This is a genomic window from Candidatus Moraniibacteriota bacterium (genome assembly GCA_016699385.1).
Lineage (GTDB): Bacteria > Patescibacteriota > Minisyncoccia > Moranbacterales > UBA1568.
The window spans coordinates 280611-298627 of record CP064974.1 but is presented as its reverse complement, the minus strand read 5'-3'; the positions used below and the strand labels follow the sequence as shown (position 1 = coordinate 298627).

Annotated in this window: 17 protein-coding genes and 1 tRNA gene; 1 reads left to right on the top strand and 17 read right to left on the bottom strand. The window is 48.5% G+C overall.

Annotated elements, in window-relative coordinates:
• Nucleotides 1–117: 117 nt before the first annotated feature.
• The 8 genes from gatB to IPJ67_01360 form a co-directional block, all read right to left on the bottom strand.
• The gene (gene gatB, locus IPJ67_01395) at nt 118–1587 is read right to left on the bottom strand and encodes an Asp-tRNA(Asn)/Glu-tRNA(Gln) amidotransferase subunit GatB (protein ID QQR77785.1); all 1470 of its coding nucleotides are present in this window, start codon (nt 1585–1587) and stop codon (nt 118–120) included.
• Between the two features lie 123 nt (nt 1588–1710).
• A complete protein-coding gene (locus IPJ67_01390) occupies nt 1711–2565 on the bottom strand; it encodes a hypothetical protein (GenBank protein ID QQR77784.1) in 855 nt (284 codons plus the stop codon).
• A gap of 347 nt (nt 2566–2912) precedes the next feature.
• Nucleotides 2913–3464, bottom strand: a complete 552-nt coding sequence (locus IPJ67_01385) for an AAA family ATPase (protein QQR77783.1) — start codon at nt 3462–3464, stop codon at nt 2913–2915.
• A 93-nt stretch (nt 3465–3557) separates the two neighbouring features.
• A complete protein-coding gene (locus IPJ67_01380) occupies nt 3558–4061 on the bottom strand; it encodes a glycosyltransferase family 4 protein (GenBank protein QQR78025.1) in 504 nt (167 codons plus the stop codon).
• Nucleotides 4028–4714: a glycosyltransferase gene (locus tag IPJ67_01375; protein ID QQR77782.1), complete on the bottom strand. Its 687-nt coding sequence runs from the start codon at nt 4712–4714 to the stop codon at nt 4028–4030. Before IPJ67_01375 ends, IPJ67_01380 begins: the two co-directional genes overlap by 34 nt.
• Before the next feature lie 12 nt (nt 4715–4726).
• Complete coding sequence (locus tag IPJ67_01370) at nt 4727–5335, bottom strand: hypothetical protein (protein ID QQR77781.1); 609 nt, start codon at nt 5333–5335, stop codon at nt 4727–4729.
• A gap of 115 nt (nt 5336–5450) precedes the next feature.
• A complete protein-coding gene (locus IPJ67_01365) occupies nt 5451–5759 on the bottom strand; it encodes a PDGLE domain-containing protein (protein ID QQR77780.1) in 309 nt (102 codons plus the stop codon).
• Nucleotides 5734–6504: an energy-coupling factor ABC transporter permease gene (locus IPJ67_01360; protein ID QQR77779.1), complete on the bottom strand. Its 771-nt coding sequence runs from the start codon at nt 6502–6504 to the stop codon at nt 5734–5736. Before IPJ67_01360 ends, IPJ67_01365 begins: the two co-directional genes overlap by 26 nt.
• Nucleotides 6505–6654: 150 nt before the next feature.
• Here IPJ67_01360 and IPJ67_01355 point away from each other — a divergent pair.
• Nucleotides 6655–6726: transfer RNA gene (locus tag IPJ67_01355), tRNA-Arg, on the top strand.
• 48 nt (nt 6727–6774) lie between these two features.
• Here IPJ67_01355 and IPJ67_01350 read toward each other — a convergent pair.
• From IPJ67_01350 to IPJ67_01310, 9 genes are all read right to left on the bottom strand, one after another.
• Nucleotides 6775–7695, bottom strand: coding sequence for an NAD(P)/FAD-dependent oxidoreductase (locus IPJ67_01350; GenBank protein QQR77778.1), 921 nt, complete (start codon nt 7693–7695; stop codon nt 6775–6777).
• Nucleotides 7696–7773: 78 nt separating this feature from the next.
• Nucleotides 7774–8937 (bottom strand): NADP-dependent malic enzyme, encoded by a 1164-nt coding sequence (locus IPJ67_01345; GenBank protein QQR77777.1) that lies wholly within the window; start codon nt 8935–8937, stop codon nt 7774–7776.
• Between the two features lie 63 nt (nt 8938–9000).
• Nucleotides 9001–11532, bottom strand: a complete 2532-nt coding sequence (gene murD / locus IPJ67_01340; GenBank protein ID QQR77776.1) for a UDP-N-acetylmuramoyl-L-alanine--D-glutamate ligase — start codon at nt 11530–11532, stop codon at nt 9001–9003.
• 144 nt (nt 11533–11676) lie between these two features.
• A complete protein-coding gene (locus IPJ67_01335) occupies nt 11677–13275 on the bottom strand; it encodes a D-aminoacylase (GenBank protein ID QQR77775.1) in 1599 nt (532 codons plus the stop codon).
• Nucleotides 13276–13363: 88 nt separating this feature from the next.
• On the bottom strand, nt 13364–14353 hold the full coding sequence (gene gap / locus IPJ67_01330; protein QQR77774.1) for a type I glyceraldehyde-3-phosphate dehydrogenase: 990 nt from the start codon (nt 14351–14353) through the stop codon (nt 13364–13366).
• 32 nt (nt 14354–14385) lie between these two features.
• Nucleotides 14386–15315 carry a class II fructose-bisphosphate aldolase gene (locus IPJ67_01325; GenBank protein ID QQR77773.1) on the bottom strand — a complete coding sequence of 310 codons (930 nt, stop codon included), beginning with the start codon at nt 15313–15315 and terminating at the stop codon, nt 14386–14388.
• A complete protein-coding gene (gene tpiA / locus IPJ67_01320) occupies nt 15312–16091 on the bottom strand; it encodes a triose-phosphate isomerase (protein ID QQR77772.1) in 780 nt (259 codons plus the stop codon). Before tpiA ends, IPJ67_01325 begins: the two co-directional genes overlap by 4 nt.
• 4 nt (nt 16092–16095) lie before the next feature.
• Entirely contained in the window at nt 16096–17142 is a 1047-nt protein-coding gene (locus IPJ67_01315; protein ID QQR77771.1) for a DUF4921 family protein, read from the bottom strand.
• Nucleotides 17143–17196: 54 nt separating this feature from the next.
• Nucleotides 17197–17979, bottom strand: coding sequence for a glycosyltransferase family 2 protein (locus tag IPJ67_01310; GenBank protein QQR77770.1), 783 nt, complete (start codon nt 17977–17979; stop codon nt 17197–17199).
• Nucleotides 17980–18017 lie beyond the last annotated feature (38 nt).

Here is an 18017-nt window from a genome sequence, read left to right as displayed (position 1 = left end):
ACAAAAAAAATCGCCCCATTGGGGCGATTTTCACGCTTTCAAAAAAACTCCTCCGCAGATTTTTCGTTTCGGATTCATCAGAGACTATTGTACACTCTCGAAAAATTCTGTCAAACTTCATTGTTTCAGCTTTTTTAGAAGCATCTCTCGCGCCATTTCGGGATTTGCTTTTCCTTTTGAGAGCTTCATCACCTGCCCCACGAGAAACTGGAGTGCATTTTCTTTCCCGTTTGAGTAATCAGCAACAGACTTCGCATTTGCCGCAATCACTTCAAGCACTATTTTCTCGATTGCGTCTTCATCATTCGTCTGCGCAAGTCCCAAGCGCTCGATAATATGCAACGGATCATTGTCGCCACCCTTCATCATTTCAGCGAGTACAGTTTGTGCAGCACTCGAATTGACTGCACCGTCCGCAACGAGCGCAATAAATTCGGCATAATTTTCCGCTGTCACCAAAACGCTTCGCATATCACTGCCATTCTCCGTAAGAAACTTTTTTATTTCTGTGAGAAAATAATTCGCTGCTAGCTTCAGAAGCCTCTTCGGTTCGCTTTTCGCCTCTCCAGATGCCTTCTTCTCGAGGAGCTCACTCGCAACACGCTCAAAATAGTCCGCAATATCTCGCTCCGACACCAAAGCAACCGCATCTGCCTTTGGTAGTCCATATTCCTCAACAAAGCGAGATTCTTTCGCATCCGGAAGCTCAGGAAGACTCCGACGAAGATGTTCGACATATGCCTCATCAAAAACAAGCGCCGGAATATCTGGTTCGGGAAAATAGCGATAGTCGTGCGCTGACTCCTTGGCACGCTGCGATACCGTCACACCGCGCACATCGTCCCATCCGCGCGTTTCTTGGACAATTTTCTTTCCGTCTTGCAAAGCTTCCGTCTGTCGAACAATCTCGTAGTCTGCTGCACGCTCGACTGACCGAAATGAATTCAGATTTTTAATCTCAACTTTCGTACCACTCAGACGATCCTTCCCTTTCTCGTAAAGGGAAATATTCACTTCACACCTCATCTGCCCCTTCTCCATATCAGCATCGGAGATACCGATATATCGAAGGATCTGCCGAAGTCGTTGACAAAATGCGCGTGCATCCTTCCCATTCTCGAAATCCGGCTCAGTGACAAGCTCCATCAAGGGCACGCCGGCGCGATTGAAATCCACAAGCGTCATACCGCCCGCAGCATGCGAAAGCTTCCCCGTGTCTTCTTCGAGGTGAATGCGCGTGATGCGAAAGGTCTTCCCATTAATCACAAGTGCACCTGCTTCACAAAACGGCTTGTCATACTGTGATATCTGATATCCTTTGGGAAGATCGGGGTAAAAATAGTTCTTGCGATCGAATTTTGATTCGAGACGAAGCGTGCAACCCAAGGCAAGTCCCGCCTTCTGCACATATTCAATTGCCGTCCGATTTGGCACCGGCAATGTCCCAGGCTGTGCCGTACAAACAGGGCACACATGCACATTCGACTCTTTCTCAAGTCCCTGACCATTCGCACAACCGCAAAACATCTTCGACTTCGTCTTGAGCTCGACATGCACCTCCATGCCAATAACAGGAATGTATTTCATAGTGAGAAATGAAAAAAGAGCCCTTTAGCTCTTATCTTAGCACAAAATTTTTCCTTGGCAAAAAGTCATGATGGAAAGAACGGGGTGTTCTTTCCATCATGTAAACTGGGTTGACCGGCTTGATTAGCCATTATCGAAAAAATCCGGCACAAGGAGGTTGTATAAACCTTCTAGGCATGTCTCTACCCTGACAGGAGGCGCATCTTTTTTCTTATCCCCACCATAATCGGAGGGATTGGAAAACAAAATCTCCTCCAACATCGAGAGAAACGAGTCCCCTGTATTCCCAGGGAAATACCGCTGCTGCCCAAAGATGACCATAAAGATTTCCGATTGCGATTGGCACATATCTTGCATCTTGGGGTATGCTTTAAAGGCAGGATCAGGGTACTGACTCAGTAGCGCCTCGTGTCCATTATGAATCAGCCTTCGCGAATATCCATCTCCCTCCTGCTTCACTATTACATACGCCATATCGAGCATGTGCCCGTCAGCATTAGAACTGTTTGGCGTTGGCCAGGTTGAAGCAGTGAAAGAGAACCCTTCCTGCTTCTTTGCGGCAGTTGTATATTTCAGGACAATCCGTTGATACACAGGCTTGATTCTAACAATCTTGTCACCGTTAAAACAATGCAGGATTGCTACCAAGTACCCGTCAGAAAGTGCCTGATCAACAGAGCCTTGATCGTTGGGAAGAATATTTGAAATATCCTCCCTCGATGGATGCCCGCCGTAAGTACACCGTAGCTCTTCGGCTTCATATGCAGATGCCTGCCCCTCAACCTGATAGGTAATCGGTGGAATCCCACCTGAAGCGACACTCCGCTTTTCAGTGAATATTTCCCCCGGTTCCGTCAATTCAGGGTACATACCAGCAAAAGCTTCGGGATCCATCGGCATACCACCGTAATAATTGCCGGAAGCAGCAACCGAGCACATCGAGCACATGGACAAAAGAACCGAAATGATGATTCGCATTTTAATCTCTCCAAAGCCCCTTTGGGCTATTCTTGAACGCCCCCATGACGTTCTGCGTATCAAAGAAACAAAAGAATGTTTTTTCCTATTTTCCTAACTATCTTATTTTTGGAAAACAAAAACCTTCCCACGCAGAACGCCACTGTCGGCGCACACACGAATTGGGAAGGTGCAAATATTATTCCGAGAACACCTTTTATTTTTCTATCTCGTACGCTATCTCATATAATAAAATTTGTCAATAATAAATGTCAGTATATATAGACAAAAATGGATTCCTGCCGCATTTAATCAATCTGAATTCAACCCATATTCCCTATCCATAGACAAGCGTCTCTTCAGAATTTTTAAGACAAACCGCTCACAACCTCATCTACGTGTCTATGCAACTCTCCAAGAGTACCGTTATTTTCAATTACCGCATCGGCTTCGCTCTTCAAGTTTCGCACTTCTCGATCGGCAGCATGCTCACGATCACGTACAAACTCCTCAAATGTTTTCTCTTTATCATCAGCTTTGATTCCGCGCGCTTTCACTCGTTCATACCGAACATGCATATCTGTCTCCACAAAAAGGAATCTAAAATTTTTGAGTTTCCGGAGTTCTTCAAGCTCCCCAAATTTCCGTATGCCATCAATAACAACTACTGACGTCGACATCCGAGAAACATCAAGAGAAAGCACGGTTGCAAGGATATTTTCCCCAAATGAATTTCGAAGGGCTTCCCCAAGTGACGCGTAATTTGCCCGCTCCAAAGGAAGCGAAAGTCGATTGAGAATATCTTTCAGGATAAGTGAAAATCCGAGACTCTCTGCACCGTACTGTTCAACGAGATATTCCTTCACTGTGTCCTTCCCTGCACCCGGTTCACCTGATATCCCAAAAACAACCTGTTCCATAAGCAGAGAAAAAAAGAGAAATCCATACAAAAACATTTTGCAATATTCTCTCCCAACTATAGCCCAATATCCCAAAAAGAGGCAACTCTCTACCTACGGGTGGCGAATCACGTCCCGAAACACGCCAAGCGTCTTCCGAGCTGCGTCTTTCCACTGAAACTTCGATGCGCACATCTCACCTTGCTGAGAAAGCATGTCTCGAAGCGTCTTATCTCGAAGAACTTCTCGAAGTGCGCGAGAAAGATCGTCGGGGCGCAAGGGGTCAATCATCATCGCGCCCTCACCAATCGTCTCAGGAAAAGACGAGGTATTCGACGTGATAACTGGCACGCCGCACGCTGCCGCCTCGAGTGGCGGAAAGCCAAATCCTTCATAGAGAGATGGGTAGACAAACAGACTCGAAAGATTGTAGAGCGCTGGCTTGTCCTCATCACGGACAAACCCTGTGAAATGAATCCGCGCGCGCGATGGCAAGCGATCGATTTCCTCGAGCATTCCTTCGCATTTCCAACCATGTGTACCGGCGATAACCATATCATAGTCAAACGCCTCTTTGCTTTCGACTAGCGAATCAAAAGCACGCGCAAGTGAGAGAATATTTTCCGAGGCTCAATCGTACCAACAAAAAGAATGAATCGATACGGTAACTCATACCGACGCTTCACATCGGAAAGCATCGAGTCATTCCTGTTCATTTGGCAGAATCGTTCTGATATGCCACTTCGTATAACCGTCACAGACTTCGGCGCAATGCCAATTGCTTCGACAAGGTCATCTCGCGTCGACTGCGAAACCGCGATTACCTTCTCCGCCCGAAGTGCCAAATGACGAAAATTCACGAACATATGCCACAATCGCCGCTTCCAAGAAAACGTCTCCGGATATCTCTCAAATGACACATCATGGGCTGTCAACACAACCTTTACTTTTCGGGAAAACGCCGCAAAATTCAAATTTGGCATGAAAAAAACATCGACGCCACCAATGAGTCTATCGAGATATGGAAAACGAAAATACCAGAGGCAAAAATTGAGAAGCTTATTCGGAATTCTTAATGATACAAGTCGGACATTGGAAAAACGACTATTCCAATCAAGAGGACACACAGGAAGTTCCCAGGCACTCCAAAACAAAACATACTCATTCTCGCAATCCACTGCGAAGAGATGCTCCAAAAGTTCCAACGTGTATTCTTCAACGCCCGTCCGTTTCCCTCCGATAAGACAGCGAATATCAATCCCGATTTTCATGAAATCATCAGTTCATTTCTTCCTTTTTGTTGGCAAAGCACCATCCCAATACCATCGAAACAACACGGCAAAAAATCCAAAGAATACCCCCAAGGAAAACGCGAGAGCAAACATCCTTCCTCTACTCACACGTGCATCACTTATCGCAGGTGTCTCGCCGACAAGCGCAAACCACCCATCCTCCGATCGATTTTGATTGAGCGACTCCGTCTCTCGATTGAGCACGGTGAATATCGCGGTTGCAATTCGCTTGGCTGCCGCTTCGTCGCGCATCGTATATCGGATACGAATCACTTGCGATGAAAGTCTGCCAGCATCAAAAGAAATTCCCTCGGACACACGGGATTCACGAGCGATATCTCCCACGATACGTGGTGACTCAAGCCATCTGACCACCGTATCCGCAAATCGTTCATCTGCCTGCAAACGATAGAAATCATCATACGAATAATCGCTCGTCACGCGAATGCCAGAGCGAGCAACATTCATCGTAATTTCTGTCACAAAACGCACCGGCTGGAGCAATTGGAAGGCAAGACCCGCAACTACAAAGAATACAACTATCCCAAGAAAGAGCGCACGATACCGGCGAAATATAAGGATATATTCACGAAGTTCCATAACAGTCAATATCAGATGTCAGAAGTATCAAGAATCCACTCTCGCAATTCTCTCAGAAGAATCGAGACTTCGCAAGGAGATATCCCATACAAATCTTTCAACGCTCCTCAAGCAGCTATTTCTGCCGTATCAATCGGGAACCGTAGAGAACTTTCCCGGCAAACAGAAGAACACCGAAGACAATTCCTACACCAAAAATACCCCCAAGTGCTGTCGCGAGAGGAGTGCTATGAATTCCCGGCACGGTATATTCGGCAAGTGGTGCAGAGAGAAGTGTCACGCCCTTTCCAAGAAAACCTTGTGACGCAGCAACTCTTTCCAGTCCATCTGGAGCCGAAGAGGCAAAGAGTGAGAGCGCACCACCAATCACTCCTGAAATAACAACGAGAGTTTTCCAGCTATTCTTTGGAGTTTTCGTTTTCATATTCTTGAGAAGATACGTCCTCCATCAGAACATCCAATGCAAACCCTCGACGAAGCAATACTGAGAGAATGCCCACTGTAACGATACCTTCCATAAATCCAATAGCAGTGTGCACGAGTGTCATAGCAGGAAGCACTGCGTTGAGCGGCTTTGTCCCAGAGATTGCTATCTCAATCGACGCCGCAATCGAAGCAACAATCACTGACACCCATGCTGCCACGAACACATTGCGCAAAAAGTATAGCTTCAAATTCCTGCCTTTTGCGAGAAAGCGAAAAAAGGCATGTCCACCGAGCGCGCCTATGATGCCCATATTGAAAATATTCGCACCAAGAGCAAGCACTCCACCATCTCCAAAGACAAAAGCCTGTATCGAGAGTACGGCAGTCATAACCAGCAACGCTTCAAAAGGACCTGCTACCAATGCAACAAGCACCCCTCCTAGCATATGACCAGACGTTCCGTCGCCGATAGGGAAGTTTATCATTTGTGCCGAGAAGACAAGTGCTCCAAGAGATGCCATTCGCCACATTTTCTCCTGGCCTCCTTCCGACAATTGCCGCCGAAACCCAAGAGCAGATTCTCCACCAAAATCAGGAAATGTTGCAAGTCGCGCTCGAAGCACAGGGACTTTCTCGAGAAATGCCGATCGAACCTTCCGTACTGCAAAAGCGACTGCTGCAACCGCCGCTCCCATGAGACTCCCTGCCGCTCCGTTATTCAGAAATCCATCTGGAATATGCATACGCGATATTCTCAATTCAAAAAATCGTACTGCCGATTGTAATTGTAGCATGCCCGGGTAACATTCCGGAAGAATACGAGGAATGAGTTTGACTCTCCGGCGAATATGCCTTACAACAGATACAGCAGCATCAAGCACTTACTGCTATTTGTCCCGATAGCTCAACGGATAGAGCACTGGTCTTCGGAACCAGGGATGGGGGTTCGATTCCCTCTCGGGACACATCAAAAAAATCCCGCATCTTGCGGGATTTTTCTCTTGCTTATTTGCTTATTTTGCGCTTTGTCGCTGAAGATGATCGAGGATACTTTTGGCGGCGACAGCGCCTTCGGACGCAGCTGTCACAATTTGACAGAAGCGATTGGAATTCGTTGTAATATCGCCCGCTGCCCAGACACCAGGAACGCCAACACTCTGATCTGCCAGTGTCTCCGCATATCCATGTTCATCGAGCTTCGCACCAATATCAGCAAGGAGCTTCGTATTCGGTGAGAGTCCAATCTCAACAAAGAGTCCATCAGCTGCAAGTGTTTCACTCCCTTCAAAAGGAACGTCCAGCAGAAGCGTTTCCATCTTTCCATTCCCTTGGATTTCTTTCACATTCGTTCCAAAAATCACTTTCACGTTTTTCTTGGAGAGAAGAAGATCTTGCCAAAACTTTTCCGCAATCATATATTTCTCTCGCACAATCACAAATACATCTGAACACAGATCAGCGAGATACACGCCAGCTTCCGTCGCACTGTCTCCTCCGCCGACAACGACCACGCGCTTCCCCTTGAAGAAGAATCCGTCGCATGTCGGACAAAACGACACGCCCTTCCCGGCAAATTCTTGCTCCCCTGGCACGCCCAAGTGGCGATGCTTCGTCCCTGTCGCAATGAGTACTGTCTTTGCCTGAAATGACTTTCCGGAAGCAGAGATTTCAAAAATCTCCCCTTGTTTCACTATACTTTCCACCGTGAGCGGCAGTATCTCGACGCCATAGCTTCTCGCATGCTTCTCCGCATTATTAGCGAAGGTTTGTCCACCTATTGCCTCTGTTCCGAGCCAGTTCCCCACATCAAATGTCTGCGTGAGAAGCCCTCCGGCAACCTCACCGAGAATGACGTGCTTGATACCGTAGCGTGATGCATAGATAGACGCTGAGAGCCCCGCCGGACCCGCTCCAATAATAATGAGATCGTGCATAAAAAAGTTCTTAATGTTCGAAAAAGGCTATGCTTCTCGCACTGTTTTTCGGGAAAAATAGCCTTTATCAATAGGTTCTTACTTCCATTTTCTCTTCGAACCGCCACGTATCGCACTCGCAACTGCTGGAACAACATGCTTATCAAAAGGCGACGGAATAATCATGTCCGGCTTTGGCGTAGTCACAAGTTTTGCAAGCTTTGTTGCCGCCACAACGAGCATTTCACTCGTAATGTCCTGTACGCCGTGATCAAGTGCACCACGAAATATTCCCGGAAATCCCAAGACATTGTTGAGCTGATTGGGAAAATCCGATCGACCCGTCGCAACAACGAGCGCACCAGCTTTCTTTGCCTCGTCTGGCATGATTTCCGGCACGGGATTCGCAAGAGCAAAGACAATACTCCGCTCCGCCATCGAAGCAACATGCGCTCGCCTCACGGTGCCTCCCTTGGAAACGCCAATAAACACATCTGCGTCGACGAGGGCTTCGTCGAGACCTCCCGAGATATCTCGCGGATTTGTCTTTACAAGGAGCTCTTGTTTAGGAGGACTCAAATCATCACGCGTCTTAGAGAGAATGCCCTCGCTGTCGATCATAATAATATCACGAGCACCTCCCAAAAGGAGGAGCTCCGCAATGGCGTTCCCTGCGGCACCGGCACCGGCGATTACCACACGCGCGGTCGCAATATTTTTCTTCACCACCTTAAGCGCGTTGATTAATCCTGCAAGAACTACCATGGCCGTCCCATGCTGATCATCATGAAAAATTGGAATGTCGAGCAATTTCCTCAGTCGTGATTCGACTTCAAAGCAGCGCGGCGCGGCGATATCTTCGAGATTGATACCGCCGAAGGTAGGCGCGATACGCACAACCGTATCGACAATCTCATCGACATTTTGCGTTGAGAGTACGATTGGGAACGCGTCCACATCCGCAAATATTTTGAAAAGCATCGCCTTCCCTTCCATCACAGGGAGCGCCCCGATTGGTCCTAAGTTTCCCAGCCCGAGAACCGCCGACCCGTCAGATACCACAGCAACCGTATTACGACGAATCGTATAATCCCGCGCCCTTCCCGGAAATTTTGCCACATACGATGATACCGCACCCACTCCAGGAGAATAGTACACGCTCAAATCAGCCGGCTTTGTCACCTTCACCTTGGAAACCACCTCAATCTTCCCCTGAAGTTTCTTATGCGCAAGCAGCGCGCGTTTTGCAATGTCGTTTTTCATAGTGTTTGGCGCAGTCAAGAAATTCCCCACGTCCGTACAGTGTATCACCGGAGAAGCATGAAATCAATCCGACAAGGCTTTCTCTTCGCCGAGTTTTCGAACCCATTGTTGGAATTCATCACCCTTTTGCTCGAAGTTTTTCCAGAGAGAATAGCTTGGCGAAGCAGTTGAAAGAAGACACGTCGAACCAGCTGGTGTCTTCTCATAGGCAAAACGAACTGCTTCTTCCATACTTCTCGTCTCAAGGACAGTGACGCCGTCAGTTGAAGAAAGTATTCGCTTTCCACTCTCCGGAAAGAGAACTATATTTTTCACGCCACATTCGCGAATCGTTTGTTCAAGTCCACAAAAATCATAGCCTCGATCTTCACCACCGAGGAAAATCGTTGAAACATTTGGTATCGCTTCGAGCGCTGCTTGCGTCGATTCCGGCGTTGTCGAAATTGCATCATCATAGAACGTGACGCCCCGAAATTTGCCGACACGTTCAAGTCGATGCGGAAGCGGAACAAATGTCCGTATACCTTCTCGAATTGCTTCTTCGTGAATATTGAGAAGATGCGCAACTGCAACCGCCGCACGAATATTCTCTACATTGTGCGTCCCCAAGAGCGAAGATTCGTATACCTCATTCTCTAGAATATCAAAACGAATCGCCTTTGCACTGCCCTGACTCACCCACGCAGAAAGCTTTTCATCGTGCCCGTTGTACACTGCGAAGTCGCGTTCATTTTGAAACCGAAGGATGTTTCGCTTTGCCTCATGATAGGATTCCACATTTCCGTGATAATCCATGTGATCAGAGAAGAGATTGAGTACAACCGCGATATGCGGTGAATACTGAATATCCTCAAGCTGGTAACTCGACAGCTCTGCCACGATGACTGTCTCTGGATCAAGCGGAGCAAGAAGCGCAGAGAGAAGCGGCTGTCCGATATTCCCAAGGAGCCGCGACTTCCTCCCTGCTACACGAAGAATAGAGTCAATCAGAGACGCCGTCGTACTCTTACCCTTTGTCCCAGTCACACCAATCGTAAGATTTCGCACGCGAGAAAAAAATATATTGGTCGCTGTCGTAGAGGGAATCATCACCAATCGCCTCGATATGCCGGGAGTCCTGACAGCGATATCATAGCCCTTCTGCTGGTCGAGATACGAAGCATCGAGACTTTTGTCCGCAATTCCGATATCAAGATGTGGTTTATACTGCTTCAGATAACGCTCGGTCTCCTTCCCTTCTCGACCATATCCGAGAATCAGCACATTCTTCGCGCCCGAAAAGAGGAAATCCGCCGGAACCGCCCGCGCCGAGTGCAGTTTCATTACATCGCGAACAAGCGATTCCGGATGTTCAATCTTCACAAGGAATTCTTTCGCAATGCGACTCTCGCCGAAATGTTCATTTGAAAGAAAGAGTGCCGCACGAGCCTCCTCAACCGTGCCCACGCAGTCAAACGGCTTCATCGAACCAAAGCCCAAAATATCGCCAAAGAGCGGGAGAAGAGACTCATCATCAAGGAGATTCTTACCGAAAATTTCCAGCACGTTCTGCTTTTCGAGAAATGCCGAGAGTAAGAGAAAAACAAAAGCACACTTCGCACACTCGCCACACCAGAGCGTTTCCGAACGCCTTTGGTGTACTTTGAAACTCCGATTGCAACTTGAGAAAGAAGAAAAATATTTCTCATGACAAGCAAACATCTCTGCAATCCGAATTTCGTAAAACGGGCGAAGCAGTGAAAAATACGTTATATCCGGCGACAAAAATGCTCGCGAATACTCCTGAAACATCGTCTCAAATTCAAGAGACTTGCTCCATTGGTGATTTACTGTTTCACCGAGATACTCGACATTGCCGATATTACTGCTCCGCTCATTTCCCACAATGACATATCGATATCCACCGAGAACCGCCGAAAGATATCCCACCCATGCAACGAGCGCCGAGAAAGGCACATGCCCATTGTACGCCCCGTCATAACCATCAAAGACCTGCGGATCAAGGAAGTGTTGCACCTTCATTGTTGGAATACCCATCGTCTCAACGACGTTTTCAATGAGCGGTACCGGACTCCCTGTTTCAAAAAGAAATGCCGTCGTTTCATACTTCATTTCTTTGAGGAGTTCTCCGGCGACGATGGAGTCTTTGCCACCACCAATGCCGAGAAGCGCACGGTCTTCGGGATGAGCGCCATAGCTTCCCCGGGAGAGAGTCGCATCATATGGAAACGATATTCTCCCTCGCGGATCAAGATTATTTCGAAAGAAAAATTCACCCAGTCCTTTGCGATAGACAGTATTCCAAAAGTTCGCTTGCTTCTCTGAAAGCGCATGGGTCACCTCGATATGTTCCGGACACGAAAGTTTGTAGTAACTCACACCAAGAGCGATATGCACTCCTTGCAGCACCGCATCAATCAATGATTCTGAGGCAGCCACTGTTTCCGGCAACCCCGGAAAAAGGAGTGCATCAGTAAACACCATTGGCTCCCGATTCTCAAATTCCATCCGATACACAAAAGACGCTTTTCTCTCCTCGAGAGAAAAGTCGTAGGAATCAAACACAAATTTCGTCGCTTTCGGTCGTTCAGACATAGTACAATTGTCAACACACTACCACCTCAACCATACCTCCAAAGTGCCCTCCTATCAAGCGAGGAACTCTCCCACGGGAAAACAAAAGACGCACTACTAGGTGCGACTCATGCGTAGAGCAATACAAAAAGTATAGCAGGCACATCACCAAAATCGTTCAAGGAAACCGCTTTCGCGGCGGAGTACAGTACCGGATCGATTGCCAGTGTATTCTCCGCTTTCTACTGCAATCTTACCATTGACAATAACAAATGGGATTCCTGATGGGTATTGATAGGGATTTTCTGATGTTGCATGATCTTCGACTTCACTCGGGTTAATCACGACGATATCAGCGTGATTTCCAACCGCAATCGTGCCGCGTTTCTCAATGCCCGCTTTTGCAGCTGGCTTGCCGGTCATTTTGTGAATCGCTTCTTCCCAACTGAGAAGTTTGCGCTCGCGCACATAACGAAAGAGGACGCGCGGGAACGTACCGAAACATCGAGGGTGAATAGCTTCGCCTGTTTGGGCATATCCGACCGGATAGCCCGTACCATTCGTACTCACAATCGAAAATGGATGACGAAGTCCCTTTTCGATATTCTCTTCGGAGAGTGCGTCAAGTGAAACAATCGCGCGATCATCCGAAGCAAGAAGCACATCAAAGATAACGTCTTCCGGTGTCTTTCCCTCTGCATGCGCCATCTCGAGCACATTTGTCCGAGTAATCATCTTGTTGAGCGACGAGAGCGAGAGTACCGCTGAAGAATAGTCGATATGTTCTTCTCTGAGATCATGAACCGCCTCCGTCCGAATGGCAGGACTGCGGAGTCGTTGGAACATTATTTTCTTCCCACCATCAGTTATCCATGTCGGGAGAATCGTGTAGAGTACGGTTGCGGTCGATCGATACGGGTAGATATCAAATGACACGTCAACTCCTTCGGAATCAGATGCGTCAAGCAAATAGAGCGCGCGTTCCATAGCCTCCCAGTATCGTCGCCCGACCGCCTTGAGGTGCGAGATATGGAGACGGACACCGGAATGTTTCGCCATCGTGATTGCCTCCGCAATCGCTTCCGGAAGCTCTTTCCCTTCACTACGCAGGTGCGCCGTGCAGAATCCATTGTATTTCCCGACTATTTTTGCGAGCGTCGAAAGCTCATGCTCTGTCGCATGTCGCCCATGCACATAGGCAAGTCCCAAAGACATACCTATCGATCCCTCACGCATCGACTGTTTCAACATCTTCTCCATGCCGGCAAGCTCCGCCGCTCGAAGCGGTCGCGATTCATCATGGACAAATCCGCGACGAAGTGTCCCGTGCCCCAAAAGTGTCGCAAAATTCACCGAGAGCTCCCGTCGTCCAACCTCATCCAGAAATTCATTCGTCGAAAGCCAATTGAGATTGAGATTTCGAATATCCGTCCATTTCTGAATGGACTGCAGCATAGATTGATCCGTGAGCGGCGCAAGAGACGAGCCACAATTCCCACCAACAATCGTCGTGATACCCTGTCGCACAAGACTTTCCAAGTCGGGATTCAAAAATATCTGCCAATAGGTATCCGAGTGATTGTTGATGTCCACAAATCCGGGCGCGACATAGCAACCCTTGGCGTCAATCGTCTTCTCGGCTTGTTCACCGTTCAGATTTCCAATCGTCACAATCGTGCCTTCCTTGATGCCGATATCGCCCGCAAACTCACGCGCACCCGTCCCGTCGAGCACTGCCCCGTTTTTTATGATGATATCGTACATACAACGTCTTTTTTGTTTTTCTAGCCAAGCTCACTCCAATTTCAAATGCCTCTTGTTTTTCTGAAGAACAGTCTTGCTCGTCAGACTCTTACACCATGAGCGTCATGTCGACAAGTCGCTCGGAGTAGCCCCACTCATTGTCATACCAGGCAACGACTTTGACGAGATTGCCACCGACTACCTTGGTAAGCGAAAGATCCACCGTCGATGAAGCCGGATTGCCAATAAAGTCCGATGATACCAATGGTTCATTGGTCACTTCAAGGATTCCCTTGAAACGATCCGTCTTCGATGCAGCTTCCAGCGCCGCATTCACTTCTTCCGCCGTCACATCACGACTCAGTACAAAGGTAAAATCCGTGAGTGATACAACCGATGTCGGAACGCGTATCGCCAAGCCATCAAATTTCCCTCGTATTTCAGGAACGACTTCCCCAATAGCGATTGCAGCACCCGTTGTCGTCGGGACGATATTCTGCGCCGCCGCACGCGCTCGTCGCAAATCCTTGTGCGGGCCATCCTGCAAATTTTGATCGGCTGTGTATGAGTGCACCGTGGTCATCATTGCTTTCTCAATGCCAAACGTCTTCTGTATCACCTGCGCAACCGGCGCCAAGCAATTCGTCGTACACGACGCGTTCGAGATAACCTTCTCGCCCTGATACGTATCATCATTCACGCCCATAAGATACATCGGGATATCACTACCCTTCCCCGGCGCTGAGAGAATCACTTTCTTGGCACCCGCGGTGATGTGCTTTCCCGCCGCATCACCCTTTACAAATCGCCCCGTGCATTCGAGCACCACATCCACATTCATGTCTCCCCAAGGAAGCTTTGCCGGGTCCGGCTCAGAAATCACAGGAATTTCCTTTCCATCTACCACAATCGCATTTTCTTTCGAAGAAACTTCGTGAGCAAAAGCGCGAAACGCCGTATCATGTTTCAAGAGATGCGCGAGTGTCGCCGCATCTGACAAATCATTCACCGCGACTACTTCCACTCCCTCACGGTCCGAAAGAATCCGAAACGCCGTTCGCCCAATTCGTCCAAAGCCATTTATTGCAATTCGTTTCATAGTGTTTTCTTTATTCTTTTAATCGCACCTCGTTATTCTTCCGCTCTATCATTCGCCGTCGATTCGAGTTGAATATCATTGCTGATTGGTTTCTTCGATGCTCCTTCTGCCTTTCCCGCCGAGCCAAATTGCTCTATCTTCTTCCACACAGCTACCTCGGCACTGCGTCGCGCCGCACCAAGTGCTTTGCGAATATCTGTCTCATCGCCACTTGCGAGCGTTTGCGAGAGTTGACTCAAGAAACTCAACCGAATAGCCGTATCAACATTGAAACATGAGACACCGAGACCGATGACTTTTGTCACTCGATTTCCATCCCAATCCGACGCACCATGAAGCACAATCGGCACGCGGACGCATTTGCGGAGTTTCTCGAGACGCGCATAGTCCGGTTCGGGACGCTCCGGGAAGAATCCATGTGCATTTCCGATGGCAATAGCAAGGGTATCAATTCCCGTCTCTTCGACAAATCGACACGCCTCTTCCGGATCAGTCATATACTCTTCCCATACAATCGTCTGCGTGGAAGCTTCTCCAATATACGGCACACTGCCAAGCTCGCCTTGCACACACACATCACGACTATGGCAAAGGTCTACAACGCGCTTCGTCATTGCGGCGTTGTCGATATACTTCTTGCGCGACCCATCATACATCACCGATGTGAAGCCGATATCAACCGCGCGCTCAACCAATTCGTAGCTCTTCCCATGATCGAGATGAATACCGACGGGAATATTCGAATAATAACATTCTGCCAAATCACGAACGAGATGATAAATCGCCCGTCCTCCAGCATAATCCAGCGTTTTCTCTGTCATTTGCACGATAACCGGTGAGCGGAGTTCGGATGCCGCATGAAGAATCGCGTGTGTCGTCTCAAGATTGACTGTGTTGAATGCGCCAACCGCATATCCCCCCTCTTTCGCCTTTGTCAGAATATCTTTTACATTGGCTATCATAGACGTTCATTTACCGGATTATCCGAAAGCATATTCAGAATCTTCACTATTTCCCGTGGTATCAATCCCTCCCGCCCAACGAGCACCCCGGCAAGTCCAGACGTATGCAAGATATCACCCGCTCGATCTGCCGACACCGACCCACCATAGAGAATCGGGAGTACATCCGCCATATCGCGGTTGAACACTTCCACAAGCGTGCGACGAATTGCAATGATTACTTCCAAAATTTCATTCGACGAAGGCACCTGTTCTGCACCAATTGCCCAGCGCGGTTCATACGCTATCATAACACGCCTGAATTCTTCGGGAGAAATACCGGCACATGCCGACTCAATCTGTCGACGTATTATGGAAAAAGTTTTCCCCGTCGAACGCTCTGCCAACGTTTCTCCGACGCACAGTATCGGTCGTATATTGTTTCGCAAGCACGTTACCAGCTTCTTTGAAACCAGTGCATCTGTTTCACCATGATAGTCCCGCCGCTCACTGTGTCCCACAAGCGCATAGGTCACGCCACAATCGAACAAAGACTTGGGTGATACATCGCCCGTATAGGCGCCACTCTCTTCCGAGGCGACATCCTGCGCACCAAGCACCGTCTGTTTCGGCAATTTTTTGCCAAATTCACCGAGAAATGGAAATGACGGACATATCACGAGACACACATCTTTCTCCTTTCGTCCCTTCAGAGCGTCTGACAGCGCCGAAAGATACCCGAGATTTTCTTCCTTCGATACCAGCTTCATTTTCAAATTGGCAACCAGATATCGCATAGAATTACAATTGTGCTCGCAAATACTCCGCTGCTTTTTCGGGTTCGAGGGAAGAGACTTCTATACCGGTCGAAAGTTCGAATCCCGCCCAGACGGATGTCTTCGGGAGAATCTCGATATGCCAGCCATAGTGTGGATAGTCACAACCATCACAGGGCGCAGTATGAATATAAAAGTTGTATGACGGATCACCAAGTCCGCGATAAATCGAAAAAAGTGCCGCACGAAGCGCCTCCGCGGCAAAAAATTTTTCTTCATCGCCAATTCGTTCGAAATAGGGCGAAGATTTCTTCGGCATTACCCACACCTCAAATGCCGCCCGAGAGGCAAAGGGACAAAACGCAATGAACGCATCATTTTCATAGACGACTCGCGTCTTTGTCTCGCGTTCATATTCCGCCATCACGGAATATACTTTCTTTCGCGTACTTCGATAGTAAAGCTCTGCGCCTTTCAATTCCAATTGCAGGTACGGCGAGATAACCGGTATCGCCATGAGCTGAGAGTGCGGATGCGGAAGCGATGCGCCCGAAGATTTGCCGTGATTATGAAATATCTGAATATAGTTTACGCTCTTTTTCTTCATGAGCGAGAGATATCGATCTTGATAGGCATCGAGCACTTCCGCCACCTGCCACGTTTCCATCGTCGCCAATTGATTGTAGTGATCGCGTGTCACGAAAAGCTCATGATATCCCGATCCCGTCATCGAAAAATACGGCCCCTCGCCGATTTGTCGCGGCACCTTGCCACGCGAAAAAGCCGGATATTTGTTTGGAAATACCCGAAGCGTCCACTGGTCATCTCCCGAAGAGTAGATCAAAACGTCCTTCTCCTGCCCGGTTGCCTCGGGATTCTCGAAGGGGCAGTGTTCGATACCAACATCATTCGACTCGTGGTCATGATGCGCAAATTCATCCGGACGCTTAGCGCGCCCCGTCGCAATAACCACCCAGTCCCCTGTCACAATATCTTGCCGCAATTCCGAAATCGACGGCACCGAAGGAGGCGTGGATTTTACCTCTATTTCTTTTTGAAGTTCCTCGTTCACGATTTTGTTTTACATCTCGTATCCCACTATCTACAACCCTGTCATTTCCTCACACTATCCTTCCTGTACCTTCTCATCCGACACATATTCTCCTATCTTGTATACACCCGTCATAAGTCGCCACTTTGTCTTGAAGAGATCGATAAGCACCTGTATAAAACCGTTTGGGCCGAAGAGTCCACCCACTGTCGACCCTTCTTCATTGAGCCAGCGAACCGGCAATTGTTTCACGGTAAATCCCAGTTTGTGTGCCAAGATAATGAGCTCATAGTCAAAGCCAAATCGGTCGACAACCATACGGCTCGCAATCGCTTCCGCGGCACGCGCCGAGAGTATCTTGAATCCGCACTGCGTATCCGGATACGACCACAACCCCAACACGATACGGATCGCCCAGTTACCCATATCGCCCATGATTTCCCGATACCGCGGCTGATGCACCTGCACAAATGCTCCTTCGATATCGCGCGACCCAATCACCACATCATTCCCCGCCTCAAGTGCCGGCAGAAATGTCTCGAGATGCGTAATCGCCGTCGATCCATCAGCATCCATGAAGAGCCGATATTCCCCCTTCGCCTCAAGCAGTCCCTGGCGAACCACATACCCCTTGCCGTGATTCTCCGGATTGTCGATGACACGAATATTGTCTATATGGAGCGCGTAGTTTCGTGCAATTTCCGCCGTATTGTCCGGCGACCCGTCCACTACGACGAGGATTTCATAGGTGAGATCTTTCTGTTTGAAGTACTTACCGATTTCCAAAAGCGTTGTCCCGATACGGTCACCTTCTTTGTACGCTGGTACAATGACCGAAACAAAAGGCTGTGATTCCATAAAAAATAAAGGGAAGAGAAATTATACCCCTGAACACT